Here is a 22364-nt window from a genome sequence, read left to right as displayed (position 1 = left end):
GATGGAACTCCCGCAGGATGGTTTGCTTCGGTCCGGAGCGCAGCGCAAAGGAACGCCCCCGGGAGAACTTCTCCCGGGGGCGTTCCTGCCGGCCTGAGGGCTGGCCGGGAAAACCAGCTCTATACAGCGCTTCCTCCGCGGCCTGCATGCTCCGGGGCCTGGCCGCGCCGGCTCTCCCGGAGGATCGCAGCTTCGGCTTCGGCCACCGGTGAGGCCGGAGCGCCGTCGTTGTCCATGGCGTGCAGTGAAGGTGTCCCGTATTCGGACCGGTAGGCAGTGTTGGCGTCAGGGCCGCTGCGCGGAATCCGGTTGAGCACAACACCCACCACGTTCGCCTTTGCCAGGGTCAGCTGCTCCACGGATTTGGACAGGTTGTGCTGGCTGACGTGTGTGGCACCGACCACGAGCAGCACACTGTCCGCATGGCGGGTCAGGATGGCGGCGTCGGCAACCGGGAGGACCGGCGGAGCATCGAAAATAATAACGTCGTAGTCGGATTCGAGTTTCTGGACCAGTTCCTCCATGGCCCGGGACCCCAGCAATTCGGTGGGATTCGGCGGCAGCGGCCCCGAGGTCAGGACCGATAGTCCGGCCGATCCCCAGTGCTGGGTTGCTTCCGCTAACGTGAGGCGCCCGATCAGGACGGTGGTCAGCCCCACGCTGCCCTCCAGGCCGGTGGCATCGGCAACCGACGGCAGCCGCAGGTCGGCGTCGACCAGCATGACTTTCTGGCCGCTGTGGGCGATGCTCAACGCCAGATTGAGCGCCACCGTGCTCTTGCCTTCGCCCGGCTGCGAGGAGGTGATGACCAATGACCGCATCTGCCGGCCGAGGGCAGCGAACTCAAGGTTGGTCCGCAGCCGGCGGAAGGAGTCCGTGCCGGAGCCGGACAGTACGGCAGGGGCGGGGGAATTCCGCGGAACCTGCGTCTCGGTGATTCCACCCAGCAGCGGCAGGCTCGTGGACCGGCGCAGGTCCGCCTCGCTGCGGACATGCCGGTCCAGGACATGCCGCAGCACGGCCACGATCAGTCCAGCGACCAGCCCGTACAGGAAACCGAGTATCAGATTGAGCACAGTGTTGGGGCTGGAGGCGCCGGACGGCGGCTGAGCTGCGTCCACCGATGTCAGGCGCACCGGCGACGGCAGTCCGTTGGTGGGCCGCTCAAGATCCGCGACCGAGGCGATCAGGCTGGCGGACACCCCGTTGGCGATGTCCGCTGCCATCTCGGGCGAGGAGTCCGTGGCGGTGATGTCGATGAGGACGGTGTTGCGGGAGGTGGACGCCTGGACGCTCTTCGCCAGCTCCTGGGCCGACATGTCCAGATCCAGATCTGCGATCACCGGGTCCAGGACCTGGGGTTTGCGGGCCAGACCCACATAGGACTGGACACGTGCAAGCGCGAACACACTGCCCTGCTGGAGTTCAGCGGAGGTTTCGACATTCTGGGTGGAAACAAAGAGACTGCTGGTGGCGGTATAGGTTTTTGGCATCAGGACTGATGCCCCCGCGGCAATAATTATGCCGATGAGTGCAAATGAGACTATGAGCATCCAATTTCGGCGAAGTATGAGTATTTGTTCGCGCATATCCATTGGTTACCCCTTCCCTAGGATAGGCATTTATAAAGCAAGACAGTTCTGAGACCGGAAAATCATGCGCGGGACCACGAATAGCACTGGGTCGATTCCACGCGGGCGGCATCCGCGCCGACAGTTACAGGTTGGGTTCCGTCGAAGGATCCGATGAGGTCCCCGCTGCCCGCGTATACGGAGATGCCGCATTCCGTCGACATGCCGTAGGCACGGTAGGTGCCGGGCGCAACGGAGGGTTCCTCAGCCCACGGTGCAGCTTCACCGACGGCGAAAACGCCGTCCGGGAACCCGAGAGCGGCAGCTTCCAGGACGGGAAGCAGACCCGGGCAGAGGGACACGATCGCGTCGGACGTGTCTTTTGAGGGCTTCATGATCAGCTCGCTGAGCACGGCCTCACCGTCCAGGGCGTTGGCACTGGTCAGCTGGTCGCAGTGCTCCTGACCCACCTGGAGAATGGCGTTGGGATCGTTGCCCTCCGGGACCTTGTCCTGGAGGAACTGTTCCTGCGCTGCATCAAATTCCGGTTCCGGTGCAGGCTGCGGGGACTGGACCACGGCCTCCGCATCTTCCTGGGTCTCCGCACCACCTTCCACGGGAGAAGCGGAGGCAGAGGATGATTTGGAGGGCTTGGCTTTGCCGGAACCGGAGCTGGAGGCGGATGGCGACGGCGATGCCGCGGGGGCGGTGTCGGTGGCCGGCTCGGTGAAGCTGCACCCGGACGCCAGGCCAAGTGTCAGCAGAGGCACCAGCAGCAGACCAGGCACCCGCCTGGATCGTGACGGAGGTTTGAGACCAGATTTCATAGCCTGAGCTTTCTAATCGAAGGTGGAACCGGTCGGCGGGATGATGCACTCCTGGGATGCCGGGATCGAAGGTCGGATGGATGTAGTTGCTGCGGTGACTATTCGAAAACCAGGGTCAGCACCGGGCGCCTCGTGGAGGAGGCTTCCTTGGTGTAGAACCAGGCGTTGTCGGTGCCCACACTGGTGATTCCCAGGTCGATGGAACCGGACAGCATGGCCGAGATGGCCGCGGCATCCAGATGCACCGAGTACGGCGTGTTGACCGCCACCGGTGCTGCGCTGCCAAGCAGTGCAGCGGCGAGGGCGGGCCGGTTGTTGTAGGTGGTGGTCGCTTCCGCCCACGTCCCTTCCACCGGATGGACGGTGTGCGTGTCCAGGGAACCGCCGAAGCTGTCCGATGTGGTGTACAGGCGCAGGGTGGCCGAGACCAGCCGCATGCCGGGTGGCACCCCGGTTCCTGCGGAGAACCGCAGATAGGACGTGTAGGCGAGGCTTCCACGGGAGGCCATCGAGGTGGCTGAGCCGTGGACCGTGCCCGGCGCCCCCTGATTGACATAGGTGTCGGCGGTGGGCGTGAGGGCCAGGGTCACCGGGTCCACCGGCGGTGCGCCGGCCACGGTGGCGGCTGCCTGCGCGGAGGCCGGGCCGGTGTTGCCGGCTTCGTCCACTGCCCGCACCCGGTAGTAGTAGGTCCCCGGGGCCAGGGCGGCGTCCGTGTAGGAGAGAACGGAGGCTCCGGCGGTGGTGAGCAGCGTTGTTTCTGTGGGTTCAAACCCGTCCGTGGTGGCACGGTGCACCTGGTATCCGGTTACGCCCACGTTGTCCGTGGCAGCTTCCCAGCGCAGGGTGGCGGTGGTGTCATCCACCGTTGCCGTTGCACCGGGGACTGTTGACGGCGCTGTGGTATCGGGTACCGGTTCGGGTCCCGCGCCGCCGGTTCCGGCAGCGAAGTGCTGCGCAACCTGCGCCGCGCTGAGCGCCGTCGGATACGCGGCGAACTCGTCAATGGACCCGGCGAGGTAACCACTGGCGGGACGGTTGGGCCAGCGGAAATTCAGGCTGTCTCCGCCGATCCGCCAGGACCCTTTGTAGGTTTGGACTGCTGGCGTGTCGCCCCTCGCCGCCACCTCGCCATCGACGTACAGGGTCCAGCCTGTCTCCGTCTGGCTAACTACGGCGTGGTGCCAGGCGTCGTCGTTGTAGGTGGCGGACGTGGCGGGTGCAACCAGCGTGTTGGCGGGGTTGAGGACGGCGAAGGCCAGCGTGCCGGTGTTGGTCATATACAGACTGCGGTCCACGGTGCCGCTGGAGTTGCGGTCGGCACGGCGGTTGGGCTGGCCGGAGGCGAAACCGAAGATCTCCCCGCCGCGGGTGGTGCTGGTCTTGAACCAGGCTTCCGCGGTGTAGGTGGTGGGCGCCGCGTAGCGCTGCTGCCCGGAGACCTGGTCATCGACGCCGTCGAACACTGCTGCCGTGCTGCCGGATACGGCTCCCGGTGTTCCTGCGGTCACAGGCGAGCCGTAGGGAAGGCCGCGGTTGTTGCCTGAGGAGCTGTCTGCAGGAGCGGCGGCGGTGGCGTCGTCCAGGCGCCAGTACGTGTTGGCTCCGTCACGCAGGACTGCTGCCGGATACGGATGGGACTCCGTGGCCGTGGTGACCGATACCTGCGCCGAGAGGGCGCTGGTATTGGTGCCGTCGCTGGCCCGGACCCGGTAGGAGTACGCCGTTCCCGGACGCGCGGTGGTGTCGGTAAAGGACAGCTGCGGGGCATCGAACCAGGTGGAGCTGCCGGAAACGGTGCCCAGCGGTGTGGAGGAACCGTTGCGGAAGATGCTGTACGTCAGGTCGGAGTCATCGTTGTCGATGCTCTGGCGCCACCGGATGGTGTTTTCTCCGGCTGACAGGCTGGAGACGCTGACCGTTGCCGGGGTGCTGGGCGCGGCCGAGCCCGGACCCGGACCGAACCGGGTCAGCCCCTGCTGCGGGGAGCCGTTGGCTGCGGTAAACTCGCCGGCCACCCACAGCACGTTGTTGCTGGCCGCTTTGGTCATGGCCATGGCCCGCGGACCGATTCCTTCACCGGTGCCGCCGTTGGTGTCCGGGCTCCAGCCAAGGAAGGGGTACGGGTTGTCCACGTCCTGCGCGGAGAGGTGCCGGCGGTTGCCGTCGGAAAAACCGCCCATGGCCGAGCAGTCGTGGACGTGGTGCCCGGAGTAAAGCACTCCGTTGTAGGGCAGCACCGTCTGGGTTGCCCCCTGGCAGGTATCCTTCCAGACCTGTTCGTAGTTGTTGTCCAGGGACAGGCGGGCACGGCCGTCGAAGGAGGTGGGGCCGGTGCCTTCGCCGGCAATGTAGAAGTCGCTGCCGTCGCTGGTGATGTCCTTGATAACGGCTGTCCGCGGAATGTACTCACGGGTGGGGTAGGTGCGCACGCTGGCACCCGTGCTGGTGTCCACCACGGCCATTGCCTTGGAATCCGCCCCGTTGACGGTGCTGAAGTCGCCGCCGATCAGGACAGCACTGCGGCCTTCAGGGACGTCGACCGCCCGTCCCACCGCGTCGACCTGCGGGGCCCACGGGCGCAGGGCACCGGTGGTGCTGACAGCGGCAAAGCTGCTGCGGGGCGTACCGTTGACGTTTAGAAAGTCGCCACCGAAATAAACGGTGTCGGCCGTGGCAGCAATGGCCCGGACAGTGGCGGATATGGAGCCGGGGCGGAAACCGGTGTCCACTGTGCATCCGGGCAGGTTGATGGCGGCCAGGCGGTTGGCGGAGACGCCGTTGACGTTGGTGAAGTTGCCGCCCACATAGAGCTTCTTCCCGTCGGGGGAGACATCGATGGCACGGACCGTGGTTCCGGTGCCGCCGGTGAAGGACAAAGCGCATGACGTCGGGTTACCGGTGTAGGCATCAAAGGCGGCAAAGTTCACTGCGGCCCGGGCCTGGGTGCTGTTGGCGGCGGTGCCCGGTGGACGGATCTGACTGAAGGTGCCGCCGGCGTACATCACGCCGCCGGACTCTGCGACTGACCAGACGATGCCGTTTGTCTGCCAGGTGGGCAGCGCAACCGCGCTGAACCCGACGCCGGGGGACAGCGCCGACGCCGGCGCCGCCACGCCAATTACTGCTGTCGCAGACAGGGCCGCGATGGAGAACATCGCCGCAATTTTCTTCTGCACGGCTCAACCGCCTCGTGTACTGGGGACGGGCCCACGGCCCGAAACTGACTCGAATCGTAGCGGCGGCCCCAGATGCGCCCTACGGTGGGCCCTACCCGAATCCGGTGCCCCGCTACCCTGTGCAAATACGGGCGGTACTCGTGTTTGCGGGAACCCTACTTGAATACCCCAAGACCGCTTTACCGCCGCCTGCGCGCACCCCAAGATGATCGGGTACCACACCACATCTGGGGGTTGAACACATGGCGGTTCGGATCGGCTACGCCTCTGGCGTTTACGACCTTTTTCATATCGGGCACTTGAATCTGCTCCGGCATGCGCGGAGCCGGTGCGATTACCTGATTGCCGGCGTCGCTTCCCCCGGAATGTCTGAAAGGCTCAAAGGCACGACTCCCGTGGTTCCGCTCGCGGAACGGCTGGAAATTGTTCGCAGCATCCGCTTCGTGGATGACGTGGTGGTGGACGAGCACATCAACAAAGCCGAAACCTGGGCCGAAGTGGGTTTTAACGTGTTTTTCAAGGGCGATGACTGGCGGGGCACGGGGAAGGGCGACCGGCTGGAACGGGATATGGCCCGGATCAAGGTGGAGGTCGTCTACCTCCCGTACACCGCCACCACCTCTTCCAGCGTGCTCCGGAAGGCTCTGACACTGCTTGACGGCGGACGCGGCGGAAACGCCGTCCGGAACGCCTGAAGCGCGGTTTTCCGCGGAGGGAAGCAAATCCGGTTTGAGCCGGCGGCACGCGCGCCCGGGACCGCTGGCTGGTCCAGGCGCGCACCGGGCCGGACAACAGGGGGTAAGCCCTAGCCTTGGCGGCACGTCCGCCTAAGCCGCCGGGCCGCACCCAGGTTTCGAAGCGCGGAGCCCAGCAGAACGCCGATCAGCGCCCCGGCGCCGTTGAGCAGCACGTCGACACTGCTGGCGGAGCGTTCCGGGAGGAACAGGTGCTGAGCCAGTTCCATAGCGGCGGAGAGCCCGAGGCACAGGGCCAGCGCCAGCCACCACCGTTTCCTGGCCAGAAGCAGGGACACCAGCAAGCCGGGCAAAATGAACAGCGCCACGTTGGCCAGCCGCTCGACGTCGTCGTAAGTCACCCAGCTGGGGACACCGCGGGCCTGCAGCCAGGCAAGGGCCTTGAGCACATGGCCGTAAACCGGACGGTCCACCGGAGTCGGGTTCAGCAGGATGGCGGTCACCACTCCGGCAGCCCCCACCGCGCAGAGCCACAGGACCACTGCCGGTCTCCGGATCCGGGTTCGGCACCCCGCCCGCGCACGGTTCCCGGGCGGCGGACTCCGGCGCGGTCTGGAACTAGACAAGGGCGGCTGCCGGCATGGACCTACTTCCGCCCCAGCTGGTTATGGGCGGCCGCTTGGGCAGCGGTGAGCACTGTCGGGTAAACGGCAAACTCGTCAATGGAGCCCTTGAAGTACCGGCTGGTTGGAGCGCTGGGCCAGCCCGTGGTCAGGGTGTCTCCGCCGATCCGCCAGGAGCCGATGGTGGTCTGGCTCGCGGCCACGGTGTTGGACCCAACCTTCACGCCATCGACGTACAGGGTCATGCCCGCCGGACCCTGCGTGGCGACCACATGGTGCCAGGCGTTGTTGTTGTAGCTGGCGGAGGAGACCACCGTTCTTGCGGCGCCGCTGGCCCATTCACCGAAGACCAGTTTTCCCGCGTTGGTCATGTACACGTGCCGGCCATAGTTATTGCTGAGACCAGCATTTTTGCCGTTCCGCCAGGGTTGGCCGTTGCCGAATCCCATAATCTTGCCGCCCGTTGTGGTGTTCGTCTTGAACCAGGCCTCGGCACTGTACACGGCTGGAGGCGTGATCCGCTGCGGACCATAGACAAAATCATCAACGCCGTCGAAATAGGTGGCCTTGTTGCTGTCCCCTGCAAGCACGCCGGCAACCCCGCCAATGGTGGGTTTGCCGAACGGCAGGCCCATCCGATCCCCGGCGGAGGAGTCCGCTGCCGCAGCAAACGTGTCGCCCAGCCGCCAGTATGTGGTGGCTCCGTCGGCCCGGACCGCCGCCGGGTAGGCGGGTACAGATCCAGCCGTGGCGATCGAGACCTGAGCTGACAGTGCACCCACATGGCCATTCGGATCGCTCGCCCGGACCCGGTAGGTGTATGTTGTGCCCGGCGCCGCGGTCTTGTCGGTGAAGGATGCCTGGGGGAGATTCCACCATTGCGAGGACGCCTTGACGGTTCCCAGCGCAGTCGCGGACCCGTTTCGGTAAACACTGTACGTGAGGTCCGAGTCGTCAGGATCGGAGGAGGTCTGCCAGCGGACGGTGTTCTGCCCGGTAGCGCGGGATTCACCGCTGACCAGCTGGGGCGCTCCCGGTCCGGCGGTGCCGGGACCGGGACCGAACCTGGTCAGGCTCTGCTGGCCTTTGCCGTTGACGGTGGTGAACTCGCCACCGGCCCAGAGGACGTCGTTGGTTCCGGCGGTGGTGTGGGCCAGGGTCCGGGGACCGAGTTTTTCGCCCTGGCCGTCGTTGGTGATGGGGTTCCACTGCAGCATGGGGGACGGGGTGTCGACGTTTTGTGCGCTGAGGTGCACACGCTCTCCTTCGGTGAAGGAGTTCATACTGGCGCAGTTGTGGGCGTGATGGCCGGAGTACAGGGTTTTGGCGTAAACGGAGACAGCCTGGGTTGCGCCGAGACAGGTGTCTCGCCAGACCTGGGAATAGGTCCCCAGATCGAACCGTGCCCGGCCGTCGAAGACCCCGCCGCCGGTTCCTTCGTTGCCGATGTAGAAGCTGGTGGCGTCGGAGTCGATGGACTTCACTACGGAGGTTTTGGGAATAAAGAAGTTCGGATAGGTCCGCACGTTGGCGCCGGTGGTGTTGTTTACAACTGCAAGCGCTTTTGAATCAGCCGAGTTCATGGTGAGGAAATCTCCCCCGGCAATCACCACGTTCTTTCCCGCCGGGATATGCAGGGCCCGTACCGGCTGGTCTGCTGCCGGGGCCCATGCCTGCAGCGCACCGGTGTTCGAGACAGCAGCAGCACGGGCGCGGTTGGTGGTGCCGACTGTTTTGAAGTCGCCGCCAAAGTAAACGGCCGTGTTCGTTGCTTCAATTGCCCGGACTGTGGCGGAGACTGCACCCGGTTTGAAGTTTGTGTTCACCGTGCACGCGGGAAGGTTGATGGCGGCTATGCGGGTGGTGGAGACGCCATTTACCGCTCCGAAGCTGCCGCCGATGTACAGGGTGCGTCCGTCGGGCGAGACATCAAGTGCCCGGACGGTGGCGCTGCCGCCCGTGACCGAGAGGGAACAGCTGGTGGGATTTCCGGTTTGGGCGTTGAAGGCGGCAAAGTTGACGGCGCTGACCGATCCGGCCGCGCCTGCGGTGGTTCCGGGCGGGCGGATAGCCGTGAAGGTGCCTCCGGCATAAACGATGCCTTTGGACTCGGCCATGGCCCAGACGATTCCGTTGGTCTGCCAGGTGGGCAGGTTGGAGGCGGCGAAGGCGACCCCCGGGGAGATGGCGCCGGCCGGAGGAGCCAGCCCGATGAGCGACGTGGCTGCAAGCAGCGCCCCGGCCAGGACTGCAGTGATTTTTCTACGCATTTCTGCCAACCCCCTGATGCCTACTGCTTCGTGACGTATCCGTGATGGAACCTAACGTTCCCTGCCCTGCAGGGTAAGGCGGGTAGATACCTGCTTTTTCCGGTGCTGTACGCGCGGTGCATGCCAGGGCCTGCACCGCTCCCGGATGTCACCCGTACCGGGATCAACAACCAACTAAGGCCGGACTCAGATGCGTTCGTTCGCCCGCAGTGGGATGATTAGCACAGACTTACGTTGCGTAATGGCGCAGTTAGACACAACTTGCCACTACGCGCGACCCGACGGCCAGCCAAGGAGAGTAAATCCGTGCCCGTGGTTTCCACGCCTGACACCCTCAAACCCGCCGCAGGGCTGATGGACAATGCCGAAGTGCTGCGCATCCGCAACGACTTCCCGATCCTCCACCAGCAGGTCAACGGCCACCCGCTGGTCTACCTGGATTCCGGAGCCACGTCGCAGAATCCGCTCAGCGTCATTGAGGCGGAGCAGGAATTCTACGAACAGCGCAACTCAGCGGTCCACCGCGGCGCCCACTCATTGGCCGTTTCGGCAACGGATGTGTTCGAGGATGCACGCCGGACGGTCGCAGGGTTCATCAACGCTGCACCGGAGGAAATCGTGTGGACGTCCAACGCCACCGAAGCCCTGAATCTGATCACGTATGCGTTTTCGAATGCGTCGGCTGGCCGCGGGGGAGAGGCCGCCGGCAGGTTCGTCCTGGGCCCCGGTGACGAGATAGTGGTGACGGAGATGGAGCACCACGCCAACCTCATTCCGTGGCAGGAGCTCGCTGCCCGAACCGGCGCCACGCTGCGCTGGATCCCGGTGGACGATTCCGGTGCACTTCGGCTCGAAGAAGCGGAGCAGCTGATCTCCGGACGGACCAAGGTGCTGGCGTTTACGCATGCCTCCAACGTGCTGGGAACCATCAACCCGGTAGAGACACTGGTGACGATGGCGCGCCGGCACGGCGCCCTGGTGGTGCTGGATGCCTGCCAGTCCGTTCCGCATCTGCCCGTGGATGTCCGTGCCCTGGACATTGACTTCGCAGCTTTCTCCGGACACAAAATGCTGGGGCCCACCGGGATCGGCGTGCTGTACGGCAAGTCCGGGCTGCTCAATGCCATGCCGCCCTTCCTGACCGGCGGGTCCATGATCACCACGGTCACCATGGACAAGGCAGAATACCTTCCGGCTCCGCAGCGCTTCGAGGCGGGAACACAGCGGATCTCCCAGGCCATGGCCCTGGGCGCAGCGGTGAACTACCTGCAGGAAACCGGGATGGACCGGGTCCACGCCTGGGAGGCAGAGCTGGGCCAGCGGCTGGTGGCTGGACTGGAGCAGATTGAGGGCATCAAGGTGCTGGGCCCGGCTGCCGGGATTGAGCGGATTGGGTTGGCAGCATTCGACGTCGAAGGCGTCCACTCGCACGACGTCGGTCAGTTCCTCGATGACAAGGGCATTGCCGTGCGGGTGGGACACCACTGCGCGCAGCCGCTGCACCGCCGGCTGGGACTCGTTTCGAGCACCCGGGCGAGCACGTATTTGTATAACACCACCGACGACGTCGATGCGTTCCTGGCAGCTGTTGCCGGCGTCCGTCCCTTCTTTGGAGTGAAGTAGACATGAGCTCGGATCTTGAACAGCTGTACCAGCAGATCATTCTGGAACATGCCAAGACCCGGCACGGTGAGGGGTTGGCGGACGCCCCGGAAGGCGCACTGACGGGGGAATCCCATCAGCTGAACCCCACTTGCGGGGATGAGATCAGGTTGCGGGCATCGTTGGACGGTTCCGCAGCAGCAGGCGCCACGATTGGCGGGATCAGCTGGGAGGGGCAGGGCTGTTCCATTTCAATGGCATCAGCCTCGGTTTTGTCCGATCTGGCCGCCGGGCTGCCGAAGGAGGAGGTGCTGGGCCTGGTGGAGAACTTCCGCGAGGTGATGCGCTCCCGCGGGACGGTCGAGGCGGATGAGGAGGTCCTCGGCGACGCCGCGGCCTTCTCCGGTGTTGCCCGCTATCCGGCCCGGGTCAAATGCGCGATGCTCGCGTGGGTGGCCCTGGAAGAGGCTGTTCAGGCAGCGCAGTAGGTTCGGGCAGCCCGGCAGGGAGCCGGGTGATGCCCTGGCAGCGGGTCGGAGCGTGAGCGCGTCACGGGACTGCGGCCCCGTCCTGTCCGCCTGTTCAACGGTACTGCCTCTCCCAGCCCAGAATGGCCTCAACGGCTGGGCTGATTTCCCTGACCATCTGCTGGTAGATCTCATCTGAGCGGCGGTATGGGTCCACCACATCGTCCTCGCCCGGGCCGGCAGGATGAGCTGACCGCCGCCGCAGGGCAAGCGGTATGGCACTTTTCCAGCGTTCGGCAGCTGGTGCCTGCGGCTCAGCATCAACCCCGGGAAGCAAACGGGCCAGCTCGCGCAGGGTAAAAGTCCGGTGCAGCAGCCCGGGGGACATCTCCAGGATTCTGCTGCGGTGTCCACGGGTCAGGGCCAGGACCAGATCCTGGCCCTGCAGTAGTTCCGGGGTGAGCTGCCGGGAGATGAAACCGGTGGAAACGCCGCCAAACACGTTGATGAACCCAGCCACATGGGGTTCGATGGCCGAGCCTGCCAGGGCTCCCGTTCCGGCGCTGGCAACCTCAAACTCACCCGGAGCCAGCGAATCCAATCCTGCTTGGAGCAGGCGCTCAGCCATGGGCGAGCGGCAGATGTTGCCTGTGCACACGGTCAAAATGCGGAAGGGCGGGTTGATGGTCATCACCTCGGTTTCAGTTCAGTTCTGGACAAAGCGAAGCGAATTACAGCAGAGTCCGGCACCGCCGTATGCACTGCCCGTGAGATTACCCTGCCGGAACGTCTCCGGCGGGGATGGCCGCACAAGGGAGCTCAACGCGGAACGTCGTTCCGGCACCCAACTGCGACGTCAGGCTGATGTTTCCGCCGTGGGCATCGACAATGTCCTTGGTGATGCCGAGGCCCAGTCCGACGCCGGGTATTCCCGCTTTCTTCACGGCAGCGGCACGGAAGAACCGTTTATAGACCTCACCCTGCTCAGCTTCAGTCATTCCCATGCCTTCGTCCTCCACCTCCAGCAGCACGGACGCCCCGCGTCCCACCACTCGGAGGGTGACGGTTCCCCCATCCGGGGAGTACTTGATCGCGTTGGAGACCAAGTTGTCCAGGACCTGCTGGACGCGCATTGAGTCGAAGACCCCGCGGACGTCGGAGGGGGCATCGACCACCAGCCTGATACCCGCTGCTTTGGCCCGGGGCTGGGCAGAGTCCGCAGCTGACCGCACCAGGTCCCGCAGGGACAGTTCCCTGGCTTCCAGATGGATGGAATCCGACGCCGTCGTCAGCAGGTCGGCGACCAAAACCAGCAGCCGCTCAGCATTGCGCAGCGCCACTGACAGGGAGGCCTGCAGAGATGCGGAGAGGCCCTCCTCTTCGGCGTCGGACACGACGAGGTCGAGGTAACCGATGATCGAGGTCAGCGGAGTGCGCAGCTCGTGGGAGACACTCGCGACGAAGTCCTCCTTTGCCCGGAGCGCCCGGAGCATGTCAGTGACGTCGCTGAACGCTATGACCGAGCCGTTGAACTCCCCGTTCTCATCATTCAGCGGGCTGGCGGAAACTGCCATGGCACGCTGTTCCGCGCCGCGGCCCACCCACATGAGGCTGCCTGAGAACGCTTCGCGGCGCAGGGCCCTGGCCATCGGGCGGTCCGCAGCGGGAAGGGGAGTGGAGCCGTCCTGATCGAAGAGCAGCATGTCGGCTTCATCCTCGCCGTCACTGTCCGGAGGCACAGAGAGTTGATGGGTGGCCAGCTGCCGGTTGTTCATCAGCATGATGTGGCCGTCCCTGGCCAGGACCACAACGCCGACGTCGATGGTGTCCTGGACGGCGTCGAGGAGCTGTGCGCGGCGCCGGCTGTCCTGCAGGCTGCGTTTGAGCTCCAGGTCCTTCTCCTGAAGTTCCTGCTGGTGGCCAGCTGCGTCCTGGACGGTGATGGCAGCGGCCAGGTAGACAAGAAGCATTACCAGCGGCACCAGTGCGGGGCTCAGGAGATCCGCGGGCGACGGATTGCCGCCTATCAGGGGAGCCCAGGCGACCAGCAGGGCACCGGCAAAAGCCGCCAGCGCTGCCAGCCGTGGCGCGAACGCTGACCAGGCCAGCCAGAGGACGGGAAAGACGGCCAGCGCAGCGACGCCCGGAACATCGGGCACGCCGCGGTAAAGCAGGGCAACAGCACCAAAATCGAGGATTGGAATGAGCAGATACGCCCAGCGGAAACAGCGGCCCCAGGGCACTGCCACGGACAGTACCGACAAACCAGCGATCATTCCCAGGCCGGTCAGGAACTCAGGATTTGAATATGCTGCCGGCCTAACCACATAAACGACCGGCAGCAAAAGAACAACGGCGAGCACAAGAGGGGACTGGCTCAGGGCTACCCGGTCGCGCAGGGCAAACAAATAGAAGTCCCTGCGCTTTCCCAGCGAGGACAGGGTCGCGTCCTTAAATCTGGACATGGGGGCGGCAACCTCGCATTTTGTGAGTGAATGGAGTCCGCAGTTTATCTGCCAAGCCTGTAGGATGCCGAATAAGGGGAGCGGGTACAGCAGGTCTCGCAGGACAGGAAAACCACAAAAAGTATGGAAACACAGCGCGTAGCCGTCATTATCGAAGACGACAAAGACATTCGCGATCTTCTGCACGCAGTACTCCAGCAGTCCGGTTTTGAAGTACATGCAAGCCCCACCGGCTCCGAAGGCGTGGAGGCCGTGCGCAGTCACAATCCCGCCGTCGTCACCCTGGACCTCGGACTGCCGGATATCGACGGATTCGAAGTCATCCGGCAGCTGCGGCTGTTCAGCGACGCCTACATCGTGATGCTCACGGCGCGTGCCGAAGAGCTGGACACCCTGATGGGCCTGGAAGCCGGCGCGGACGACTACATCACCAAGCCCTTCCGGCCACGTGAGCTCCGCGCCCGCATCTCGGCAATGATGCGCCGCCCGCGCAAGGACGAGGCGGTCCCTGCGCCCGCTGCGGTGCCGGCCGCCGAAGTCCCGCCGGCGCCCGTTCCCGAAGTCCCCCTGCACGGGTCTGACGTGGGTGTCTTTCAGCACAACGGCCTGATGCTCGACGCCGGAACGCGGACAACGCAGCTCTCCGGCCGCGACGTGGACCTCACACGCACGGAATTTGAACTGCTTCACGCGCTGCTGGAAAGTGGCCGCCGCGTCCGGAGCAAAACCGACCTGGTCCGCCGCCTGCGCGGGGAGGACTATGACACCGGGTCCTACATCAGCGAGTCGGACGAACGCACGATCGAAGTCCACGTCGGGAATGTCAGGCGCAAGCTTGGCGACGACTCGCGCTCTCCGCGCTGGCTGGAAACAGTCCGCGGCGTCGGTTACCGGCTCGCTCCCGCCCAGTAGAGTCCCGCCCAGTAGGGTCCGGCCCGGTAAACCCGGTAAATCTGCTGCCTGGTAACTCCGGCTTGCAGTTCCGGGCTGCGTCAGCGGGCAGGATACGTCTGGCTGAGGTGCCGCACGGTGTCGTCGCCGCACTGCTGAATCGGCTCGATCAATGAAGCGAGGCCGCACCGGTCGGCGCTCCGGACCATCTCCTGCGCACGCGTGGCCAAACCGGCGAGCCGCTGGGCCCCGGCCATTTCGCTGGAAATCTTGATGCTCAGCACCACGTCCATGGCGTCGGGGAAATCCGAGGTGTCCACTGCCGCCACGAGCCGGGAAAACCGTCCATCCCACATCTCGATGTAGTTTCCAACGAACTGATGGCAGATCTCCGGGCCCATCTGCTCGCTGAGCTCGCGCAGCACCCGGGTGGAGACCAGAGTTTGGGAAGTTGGGCGTTCTGTCACGGCGATCATGCCGGAATAGGCGGAGCGGGAGCAGCGCCGCAGGCGCGGATGGCGCAGCCTGCCGGCACGAATCTCGGGTGGGGAGACATGGGGGTCCTCCTGATGGGCAGCAATCCTTTTGTGGAGGATTCGGGTGAGTCAATGCTGCCAACTGTGGCAGGGCAAGCTCAGGAACTCTCCCCCCGCAGGCTCAAGATCGCGGAAATTTTGCCGGTCAGCCGGACAAAGGAGTTAAAGGACGACGCCGGCACCTGGGAAGGTACCGGCGTCGTCCTCAGCAGCCGCTAAACGGCTGTCCGGAACTAGTCTGCGATGTAGAAGAGCCGCTTGTTGACGAACTCGTCCATGCCCAGCGGGCCAAGTTCCCGGCCGTAGCCCGAGCGCTTAACGCCGCCGAACGGGATGTCGGCACCTTCGCCGACGCCGTTGACATTGGCCATGCCGACTTCCAGCTGGGCGGCGGCGCGGCGTGCGCGCTCCTCGTCCGTGGAGAAGACGGCGCCGCCGAGGCCGTAATCGCTGTCATTGGCGAGCTTGATGGCTTCCTCGTCGCTGGAGACCTTGTAAACCACCGCCACCGGACCGAACAGTTCCTCCCGGTAGGCGCGCATCTGGGGGGTTACGCCCGTGAGTACTGCCGGCGCGAAGTAGGCTCCGGGGCCGTCCTGCAGGGTGCCGCCGGCGTGCAGGGTGGCGCCCTTATTGACGGCATCCTGGACCTGCTCGGCCAGCCCTTCGGCTGCGGCCCGGGAGGAGAGCGGGGTGTAGGTGCCTTCGGCTCCCTCAGCCGGGTTGCCGGGCACCAGGTCCTTGGCCAGGTGAGTCAGCTCCGCCACGAACTCGTCATAGATGTCTTCCATGACGATCATCCGCTTATTGGAGTTGCAGGCCTGCCCGGTGTTTTCGATCCGGGTAGCCCAGGCCTGGCCTGCGGATGCCTTGACGTCCTCGGTGTCGAGCACCACGTAGGGGTCGGATCCGCCCAGTTCCAGGACAACCTTCTTCAGGTTCTTGCCGGCCAGTTCGCCGATGATCGCACCGGCACGCTCGGAGCCGGTGAGCGAGACGCCCTGGACACGCGGATCAGCGATGATGTCCGCGATCTGGTCGTAGTTGGCGAAGACGTTGGTGTAGACGCCTGCCGGTACACCGGCGTCGTCCATGATTTTCTGGATCGCCAGCGCGGACTTCGGGCAGGATTCGGCGTGCTTGAGGATGATGGTGTTGCCCAGCATCAGGTTGGGCGCAGCGAACCGGGCCACCTGGTAGTAGGGGAAGTTCCACGGCATGATGCCCAGCAGCGGCCCGACCGGGAGCTTCTGGATCATGGCACGGCCGCCGCCAATTGCCTTGATCTCCTGGTCCGCTGCCAGCCCGGGACCTTCAGTGGCGAAGTAACTGAAAATATCCGTGCAGAACTCGGCTTCGCCCTTGGACTCGGCCAGCGGCTTGCCCATCTCTTCGGTAATGATGGCGGCCAGTTCCTCGACACGTTCGGTGAAAAGCTCGCCGACCCGGGCCACGATCCGGCTCCGTTCCTCGATGGGAACTTCACGCCAGGACTCGAACGCGGCCTGCGATCCCGCCAGGGCTTCCTGGATCTGGGCGTCGGTGGCCGTGGGGAATTCCTCGCCCTGTTCACCGGTAGCGGGATTCACTACCCGGTAAGACCTGGCCGTTGTGTTGGAAGTGGTGCTCACGTCCGTACTCCTTAAGCATAAAAGTGGGTTATGTCATCATGCCCCGAAACGGCCTTCGCGGTAAACAAATCACGTGTTGGTGACACAGCCACCAGAAGCGGTATCAGGGTGCTTAGCGACTCGGATTGCGCAGATGTTGAGGGCGTCTTGCGGACGCCTTGAGCCTTGCCCGAATGTTTTCCGAACCCTGTGCCAAGACTGCCCGGTTTCTTGAGTTGCGGGATGGAGAGTAGTTCCAGCGGCAGGGGAAAACCCGGTGCCGATAGGTCTCACCAGGAACAAGGGGAACACAATGAACAAGATGGCAAAAGGCGCACTGGCAACCGGCGTAGGCGTGGCACTGCTGCTAGGCGGCGGCGGAACCCTGGCCGTGTGGAACCAGAGCCAGGTAGTCAAAGCCGGCACCATCGTCGCCGGTGACCTGAACCTGGTTGCAGGCGAAGGTGCCTGGACGAACGCCGCCGGCACACCGGTTGATCCCGCCAGCTACAAGGTGGTTCCGGGCGATGTCCTGACCTACACCCAGGAACTGGACGTCACCTTGGTGGGCGATCTCATGGAAGCCAAGCTCAGCCTCGACGGTGCGGACAACAACTTCGCCAACGCGGATGTCTCCAAAGTCGTGCTCGAGAACTCCGAGGGCGTTGTGCTCGACGCGGAGAGCCTGGTCCCCTCGGACATCCCGGCTGACAAGTCGGTAACGGCCACCACCACGTTCGCCTTCAACGTGGCCACCGTGAACCGCGACGACGCCCAGAACACCGCCGACTTCACGGCCCTGCGCTACACCCTGGACCAGGTCGCTCCGAAGTAATCCGGCACCCCGCCACTTGTTCCGACCCCTGGCTGTGCGCGGCGCGCACGCTCCGCGCACGCTCCGCGCACAGCCTGTTCCCTGGAGATGCAGCTCATGAATTGCCTTCGAGTACTGAAAGCGGCAGGCCTGGTCCTGGCTGCGCTGGTGCTCGGACTCATGACGGCCCAGGCCAGCTACGCACTGTGGAACGCAGGAACCACGGTGGAAGCCGGGACCATTCAGGCAGCCAGCTTCGACGTCGTGATGGATAACGGCACCGGCCCGGTGCTGATGACCCAGGCAGACGGCAGCCAGGGAACGCTGGCGCTGAACGTTGGCACCGTCAATGCAGGTTCCGCCTCGTACACGGGTGTACTGCTCACCAACAACTCCGACGCCGGCGGCAGCTTTACCATCAACGCCTCCGCAGGTGCAGCACAGGTGTCCTCCTTCCCGGAGCTGTGGACAATCCAGCACCGGGCCGTGGCCGGCACCGATCTGGGTGCCTGCAACGCCGCACTGTTCACCGGTTCCCAGGCACAGACCGTAGACATCCCCAAGGGCGGCTCCGGAATCATCTGCTTCCAAGTCACCCTCGCCGAATCGGCGAACATCCAGGGACAGGTTTCCACCATCACCGTCCCGCTCTCCGCCGCACAAGTAGGTTAGGAAAAACCATGTCAACTGGACACAGCACCGCCTCACCGGCCGTTCGGGTACTGAAGCTGGCCGGCACCGCAATCAGCCTTGTCGCCATGAGCGTGGCCGCCCTGGCCGCCCTGGTGCTGATCATCGTCCCGCTGGTAACCGGTTCGCAGACCTACACCGTGCTGACCAGCTCCATGGCTCCGAGCTATGCGCCGGGCACCTTCCTGGTCGTCAAGCCGACACCTGCCGACGCGCTGCGGATCGGCGACGTCATCACCTTCCAGATTGAATCCGGCAAGCCGGCAGTCATCACCCACCGGATCACCGGCATCGCCGCCGGGCAGAACGGCGAGCGTACCTTCACTACCCAGGGCGACAACAATGCCGTTGCCGACCAGTTCCCGGTGATGGAAGCGCAGATCCGCGGAAAGCTGTCCTACGCGGTTCCGTACGTCGGCTTCGTGGCCAACGGCCTGGGCAACAGCGACCGCGGCGAGATCGCACAGTGGGCTGCAGTCGGCCTGCTGGGATACGGGATCGTGCTGCTGGTCCGCGGCAGCCTCGAGAAGAAGCGGAAGAACCCGGCAGCCGAGGTGGATGCCGTGGTGCTGGACCTGCCGACCAGCGGTGCCTTCACCCGCGACGCCGGTCCCGCCGTCCGGCACCTGCACGAGAACAGCACCACCGCGTTCGGTCACGACCCGGTGCTGCGCGACTGTGACCACTGCGACCACCCCGCCGGTTCCTTCCACACGGCAGAAGTACCCAAGAGCGTGGCAGTCTGATGCACTCCTCCAGCCGGACTGTGGTGCCCCTGGGCGCCAGGGCCGGCCTGGCAGCTCTGGCATGCGGGCTGCTGGCCGCAGCCTCCCTTGCTTCAGCCCCCGCAGCCTCGGCCGCCGATGATTTTCTCCAGATCAGCCTGGATGGCCGGACCTTCGGCACCTCGGCCGCCGGGTCTGTCTTCGCAGACGGCGCGCGCCTGGTCCCCGGTGCCACCAGCACGGCCTCTGTCTGGGTCCGCAACACCGGCCCTGAGCCGGCCTTCCTCACCGCAGCAGCCCTCAGCACGGCGATGGACCCGGAGCTTGCCGGACATTTAGCAGTCCGGTCCTCCGCAGCGGACGCGCCGGCAACCGGCCAGGCCGTGATCGGTCCGGCGGGTTCCTGCACCGACCTGGACCTGGACCTGGCTATCCCGGCCGGCGGGACCCGCCAGGTGGAACTCGCAGCCGGCCTGCAGCTCGACACCCCCAACGCTGCAAGGTCCAAACAGGGCAGCTTTGACCTGCTGCTCCTGCTCGATTCCGCCGGAACGGGCCGCTCCGCATGCGACGCAGCCGCAGAACCGGTCCGGCCCATCCAGGTCCCGTCCCCGGCAGCCGGCCAGCCGCAGCTCCCCGCAGGGGCTGCTGCCCTCCCCGGATCCTCCACAGTGCTGGTCGCCGCAGTACCGGCAGCCGGACCAGCCGCGCTTCAGCCGGCGGAGACAGTGCCCGTCCCTGGCGCCGTGCCCTCCGGAAGCACTGACGCACCGCCTGAAATCACGGCCGCCGCGTTCATTGAGAGTACGGTGGAACCGATCATCCGCACCTGGCAGGGCACCTTGATGGTGCTGCTTACCGCTGCATTCTTCGCGGCGGCGGCAGTCAGGACACGAATTACCCGAAGGACGCCATGAACCCGAACGAGCAGCCGAAGCCGCCAAAGGAGAAACCCGGCGTGCTGCAGCGGTTTCGGCGCCTTCCGGGATCCCGTACGGCGCTGGTGGCCTTTATCCTTGCGATCGGGCTGGGGGTGGGCGGCCCGGCCGCCTACGCCTGGTGGAGCCAGCAGGGAACCGCCAGCTTCTCCGTGACTGCCGGTGCGCCGGTTCCCACGCCTGCTCCGGAACCGACCCCAACTCCGGAACCGACCCCAACTCCGGAACCGTCGGGGCCTCCGGCCGTTGGCCCGAATCCGGTCCTGGCCGGGTGGCCGGGCAAACCCTCCGAAGTCTCTGGGAAATCGGGCATCTGTGCCCCGCTCAAGGACGAAGCCAGCCTGAAAAAGGAGACGGCGGCGGATATCCGCTTCAACTGGCTGCCTCCGGTTAAGGGCACCGCGCCGACGGGCTATGTGGTGCGGGTCAGCTCCAACAGCACCGGATTCGTGTATGACCAGGTGCAGAACGTCACGTCGACGAATGCCGTGTTTACGTTCCCGCGTTCGCCCTCCGATCCCAACAGCGGGAATGCCACGGAGACCTCCGCCCCGTACTACACGACCTATACCGTCCGGGTGATCCCCATGAACGGCTCAGTCGCCGGGGATCCGCTGTATTGGACGTACAAGTACGAACACTGGAACTCGAGCAACTGCTACTACGATTTCGGCGGCGGGAGGCAGGGAAGCGGGCTGGGCACGGTGGGCAACACGGCTCTCGCTTGTCCCCAGACTCCCGCGCCGAAGTGGGTGGACGGCTATTACACGCTGGCTCTGGGCTGGCAGCCCGCGCCTGCGGCAGCCTCATACCGGGTAACGATTCTGTCGAACGGCCGCCCGGGTGTCTATGGGCTGGATATAACCACACCGGATGTGCAGGCTGCCCTCCGGTTCGCGAAGGAATCAGGGTCCTACGGGCAGTACACGGTCCGGGTCCAGCCGATGAATGCCAGCGGAGCAGGCGATCCGGCGTACCTGACGTACCAGCTCGGTGAATACAGCCAGGGCTGCTGGGTGACCACCAACGAGTCGCTCTAGCGCCGCTCGTCCTCCTCGAACACGTCCGGGATCCCGTTGTGGTCCGCGTCAACGCGTTCGGCCGCATCGAGCACCGCGTACCGGCGGTTGCGGATGGTCAGCAGGATTGAGGCCAGCAGGGCGGCAAGCACGGACGCAGCCAGGATGGCGACCTTCGCGTCGTCGTTGTGGGCTGAGCCGACCTCGAAGCTGAGGTCGTTGACGAGCAGGGAGACGGTGAAGCCGATGCCCGCGAGGATGCCGATGCCGGCAAGATCGACCCATTTCACTGACGCGTCCAGCCGTGCCTTGGTCGCGGTCGTGAGGACCCAGGTGGTCAGCAGGACGCCGATGGGCTTGCCGGCCACGAGCGCAATGATGATGCCAACGGCAACCGGATCGGTCAGGGCTCGGCCCAGGCCGTCGAGTCCGCCGATCGCAACGCCGGCAGAGAAGAACGCGAAGACAGGGACGGCGAAGCCGGTGGAGATCGGCCGGAAGCGGTGTTCGAAGATCTCCGCCAGGCCGGGCTTCTCTTCGCTGTGGGGGAGCGGCTTGCCGTCTGCGCTGAGGCGCAGCACTGGGACGGCAAAGCCCAGCAGGACGCCGGCCACAGTGGCGTGGACACCCGAGGCGTGCATCAGGATCCAGACAGCGATGGCCAGAGGGGCAAGGAATGTCCAGAAGGCCCAGGGGCGGGTACCGAAGAACCGGGGAGCACGCTGGACCAGGAGGGTGAACGCAGCGAGCGGAATCAGCATCAGTCCCAGCATGGCGGGGCTGACGTCCTCCGAGTAGAAGAACGCAATGATCATGATGGCGATCAGGTCATCGACGACGGCCAGGGTCAGCAGGAAAATGCGCAGCGCGCTGGGCAGGTGGGAACTGATGACGGCGAGAACTGCCAGTGCAAAGGCGATGTCCGTGGCGGTCGGGATGGCCCAGCCGCGGAGCCCATCGGAGCCGGAAACCAGGTTCACGGCAACGTAGATCAGTGCCGGCACGATGACGCCGCCAAAGGCAGCAGCCACCGGAACGATTGCCTTGCTGACCTGCCGCAGGTCGCCGGCAACGAATTCCTTCTTCAATTCCAGGCCTACCAGGAAGAAGAAAATAGCCAGCAGGCCGTCCGCCGCCCAGGCGCCCACGGAGAGGTCCAGATGCCACGGCTCGTAGCCGAAAGTGAAATCCCGGATGGCGAAGTAGCTGTCCGAGGCGGGGGAATTGGCCCAGATGAGTGCGGCAACGGTGGCGATGAGCAGCAGGATGCCACCCACGGTTTCTTTGCGCAGGATCTCGCCGATGCGCAGGTGTTCCCTGTAACTGGAACGGCCAAGAATGACAGGGGAGGCCCCGGAGGGCTTGTGTGAGGCCATGAAGACAGGCTCCTAAACGTAATCGGGTACAGCAGATCTACTGCCGACCAGACTTCCCGGCTCACC

20 protein-coding genes are annotated in these 22364 nt (G+C 65.0%); 10 read left to right on the top strand and 10 right to left on the bottom strand.

The window, feature by feature from the left end:
- Positions 1 to 119: 119 nt before the first annotated feature.
- The 3 genes from H9638_RS04575 to H9638_RS17050 form a co-directional block, all read right to left on the bottom strand.
- A complete protein-coding gene (locus H9638_RS04575) occupies positions 120 to 1589 on the bottom strand; it encodes a polysaccharide biosynthesis tyrosine autokinase (protein WP_225216995.1) in 1470 nt (489 codons plus the stop codon).
- Positions 1590 to 1654: 65 nt separating this feature from the next.
- Complete coding sequence (locus H9638_RS04570) at positions 1655 to 2398, bottom strand: hypothetical protein (protein WP_191746027.1); 744 nt, start codon at positions 2396 to 2398, stop codon at positions 1655 to 1657.
- Between the two features lie 98 nt (positions 2399 to 2496).
- Entirely contained in the window at positions 2497 to 5577 is a 3081-nt protein-coding gene (locus tag H9638_RS17050; protein ID WP_191746026.1) for a CBM96 family carbohydrate-binding protein, read from the bottom strand.
- A 242-nt stretch (positions 5578 to 5819) separates the two neighbouring features.
- Here H9638_RS17050 and H9638_RS04560 point away from each other — a divergent pair, with 242 nt between their 5' ends.
- Entirely contained in the window at positions 5820 to 6272 is a 453-nt protein-coding gene (locus tag H9638_RS04560) for an adenylyltransferase/cytidyltransferase family protein (RefSeq protein ID WP_191746025.1), read from the top strand.
- Between the two features lie 110 nt (positions 6273 to 6382).
- Here the strand turns inward: H9638_RS04560 and H9638_RS04555 are convergent, their stop codons facing one another.
- Complete coding sequence (locus H9638_RS04555) at positions 6383 to 6814, bottom strand: VanZ family protein (RefSeq protein ID WP_191746024.1); 432 nt, start codon at positions 6812 to 6814, stop codon at positions 6383 to 6385.
- A 104-nt stretch (positions 6815 to 6918) separates the two neighbouring features.
- Positions 6919 to 9165, bottom strand: a complete 2247-nt coding sequence (locus H9638_RS04550) for a LamG domain-containing protein (protein WP_191746023.1) — start codon at positions 9163 to 9165, stop codon at positions 6919 to 6921.
- 306 nt (positions 9166 to 9471) lie between these two features.
- Here H9638_RS04550 and H9638_RS04545 point away from each other — a divergent pair, with 306 nt between their 5' ends.
- Together H9638_RS04545 and sufU are read left to right on the top strand one after the other, a co-directional pair.
- The gene (locus H9638_RS04545; protein ID WP_191746022.1) at positions 9472 to 10788 is read left to right on the top strand and encodes an aminotransferase class V-fold PLP-dependent enzyme; all 1317 of its coding nucleotides are present in this window, start codon (positions 9472 to 9474) and stop codon (positions 10786 to 10788) included.
- 2 nt (positions 10789 to 10790) lie between these two features.
- Positions 10791 to 11255, top strand: coding sequence for a Fe-S cluster assembly sulfur transfer protein SufU (gene sufU / locus H9638_RS04540; protein WP_191746021.1), 465 nt, complete (start codon positions 10791 to 10793; stop codon positions 11253 to 11255).
- A gap of 94 nt (positions 11256 to 11349) precedes the next feature.
- On the opposite strand, the gene H9638_RS04535 is transcribed toward sufU, so the two are convergent.
- Both H9638_RS04535 and H9638_RS04530 read right to left on the bottom strand, forming a co-directional pair.
- Positions 11350 to 11925, bottom strand: a complete 576-nt coding sequence (locus H9638_RS04535) for an arsenate reductase/protein-tyrosine-phosphatase family protein (protein WP_191746020.1) — start codon at positions 11923 to 11925, stop codon at positions 11350 to 11352.
- A gap of 82 nt (positions 11926 to 12007) precedes the next feature.
- The gene (locus tag H9638_RS04530; protein ID WP_191746019.1) at positions 12008 to 13699 is read right to left on the bottom strand and encodes a sensor histidine kinase; all 1692 of its coding nucleotides are present in this window, start codon (positions 13697 to 13699) and stop codon (positions 12008 to 12010) included.
- A gap of 123 nt (positions 13700 to 13822) precedes the next feature.
- On the opposite strand from H9638_RS04530, the gene H9638_RS04525 reads away from it, so the two are divergent.
- Positions 13823 to 14611: a response regulator transcription factor gene (locus H9638_RS04525; protein WP_191746018.1), complete on the top strand. Its 789-nt coding sequence runs from the start codon at positions 13823 to 13825 to the stop codon at positions 14609 to 14611.
- A gap of 80 nt (positions 14612 to 14691) precedes the next feature.
- On the opposite strand, the gene H9638_RS04520 is transcribed toward H9638_RS04525, so the two are convergent.
- On the bottom strand, positions 14692 to 15066 hold the full coding sequence (locus H9638_RS04520; RefSeq protein WP_191746017.1) for an Hpt domain-containing protein: 375 nt from the start codon (positions 15064 to 15066) through the stop codon (positions 14692 to 14694).
- Positions 15067 to 15105: 39 nt separating this feature from the next.
- Between H9638_RS04520 and H9638_RS04515 the strand changes: the two genes are divergently transcribed.
- The gene (locus tag H9638_RS04515) at positions 15106 to 15345 is read left to right on the top strand and encodes a hypothetical protein (RefSeq protein ID WP_191746016.1); all 240 of its coding nucleotides are present in this window, start codon (positions 15106 to 15108) and stop codon (positions 15343 to 15345) included.
- 14 nt (positions 15346 to 15359) lie between these two features.
- Here the strand turns inward: H9638_RS04515 and H9638_RS04510 are convergent, their stop codons facing one another.
- On the bottom strand, positions 15360 to 16757 hold the full coding sequence (locus H9638_RS04510) for an NAD-dependent succinate-semialdehyde dehydrogenase (RefSeq protein WP_191746015.1): 1398 nt from the start codon (positions 16755 to 16757) through the stop codon (positions 15360 to 15362).
- A gap of 292 nt (positions 16758 to 17049) precedes the next feature.
- Here H9638_RS04510 and H9638_RS04505 point away from each other — a divergent pair, with 292 nt between their 5' ends.
- The 5 genes from H9638_RS04505 (at position 17050) to H9638_RS16930 (ending at position 20943) form a co-directional block, all read left to right on the top strand.
- Positions 17050 to 17571 carry an alternate-type signal peptide domain-containing protein gene (locus H9638_RS04505; protein WP_191746014.1) on the top strand — a complete coding sequence of 174 codons (522 nt, stop codon included), beginning with the start codon at positions 17050 to 17052 and terminating at the stop codon, positions 17569 to 17571.
- A gap of 87 nt (positions 17572 to 17658) precedes the next feature.
- Positions 17659 to 18222, top strand: coding sequence for a hypothetical protein (locus tag H9638_RS04500; RefSeq protein ID WP_225216994.1), 564 nt, complete (start codon positions 17659 to 17661; stop codon positions 18220 to 18222).
- Positions 18223 to 18230: 8 nt separating this feature from the next.
- Complete coding sequence (locus H9638_RS04495; RefSeq protein WP_191746012.1) at positions 18231 to 18986, top strand: signal peptidase I; 756 nt, start codon at positions 18231 to 18233, stop codon at positions 18984 to 18986.
- Complete coding sequence (locus H9638_RS04490) at positions 18986 to 19882, top strand: hypothetical protein (RefSeq protein ID WP_191746011.1); 897 nt, start codon at positions 18986 to 18988, stop codon at positions 19880 to 19882. Before H9638_RS04495 ends, H9638_RS04490 begins: the two co-directional genes overlap by 1 nt.
- Complete coding sequence (locus H9638_RS16930) at positions 19879 to 20943, top strand: hypothetical protein (protein WP_263599404.1); 1065 nt, start codon at positions 19879 to 19881, stop codon at positions 20941 to 20943. The genes H9638_RS04490 and H9638_RS16930 overlap by 4 nt, the downstream gene beginning before the upstream one ends.
- Here H9638_RS16930 and nhaA read toward each other — a convergent pair.
- Positions 20940 to 22298, bottom strand: coding sequence for a Na+/H+ antiporter NhaA (gene nhaA, locus H9638_RS04480; protein ID WP_191746009.1), 1359 nt, complete (start codon positions 22296 to 22298; stop codon positions 20940 to 20942). The genes H9638_RS16930 and nhaA overlap by 4 nt on opposite strands.
- Positions 22299 to 22364: the final 66 nt, after the last annotated feature.

It is taken from the genome of Arthrobacter pullicola (genome assembly GCF_014836875.1).
In the GTDB taxonomy this organism is placed as follows: domain Bacteria; phylum Actinomycetota; class Actinomycetes; order Actinomycetales; family Micrococcaceae; genus Arthrobacter_B; species Arthrobacter_B pullicola.
The sequence above is the reverse complement of the archived record's forward strand: the minus strand, read 5'-3'. Positions and strand labels throughout refer to the sequence as shown.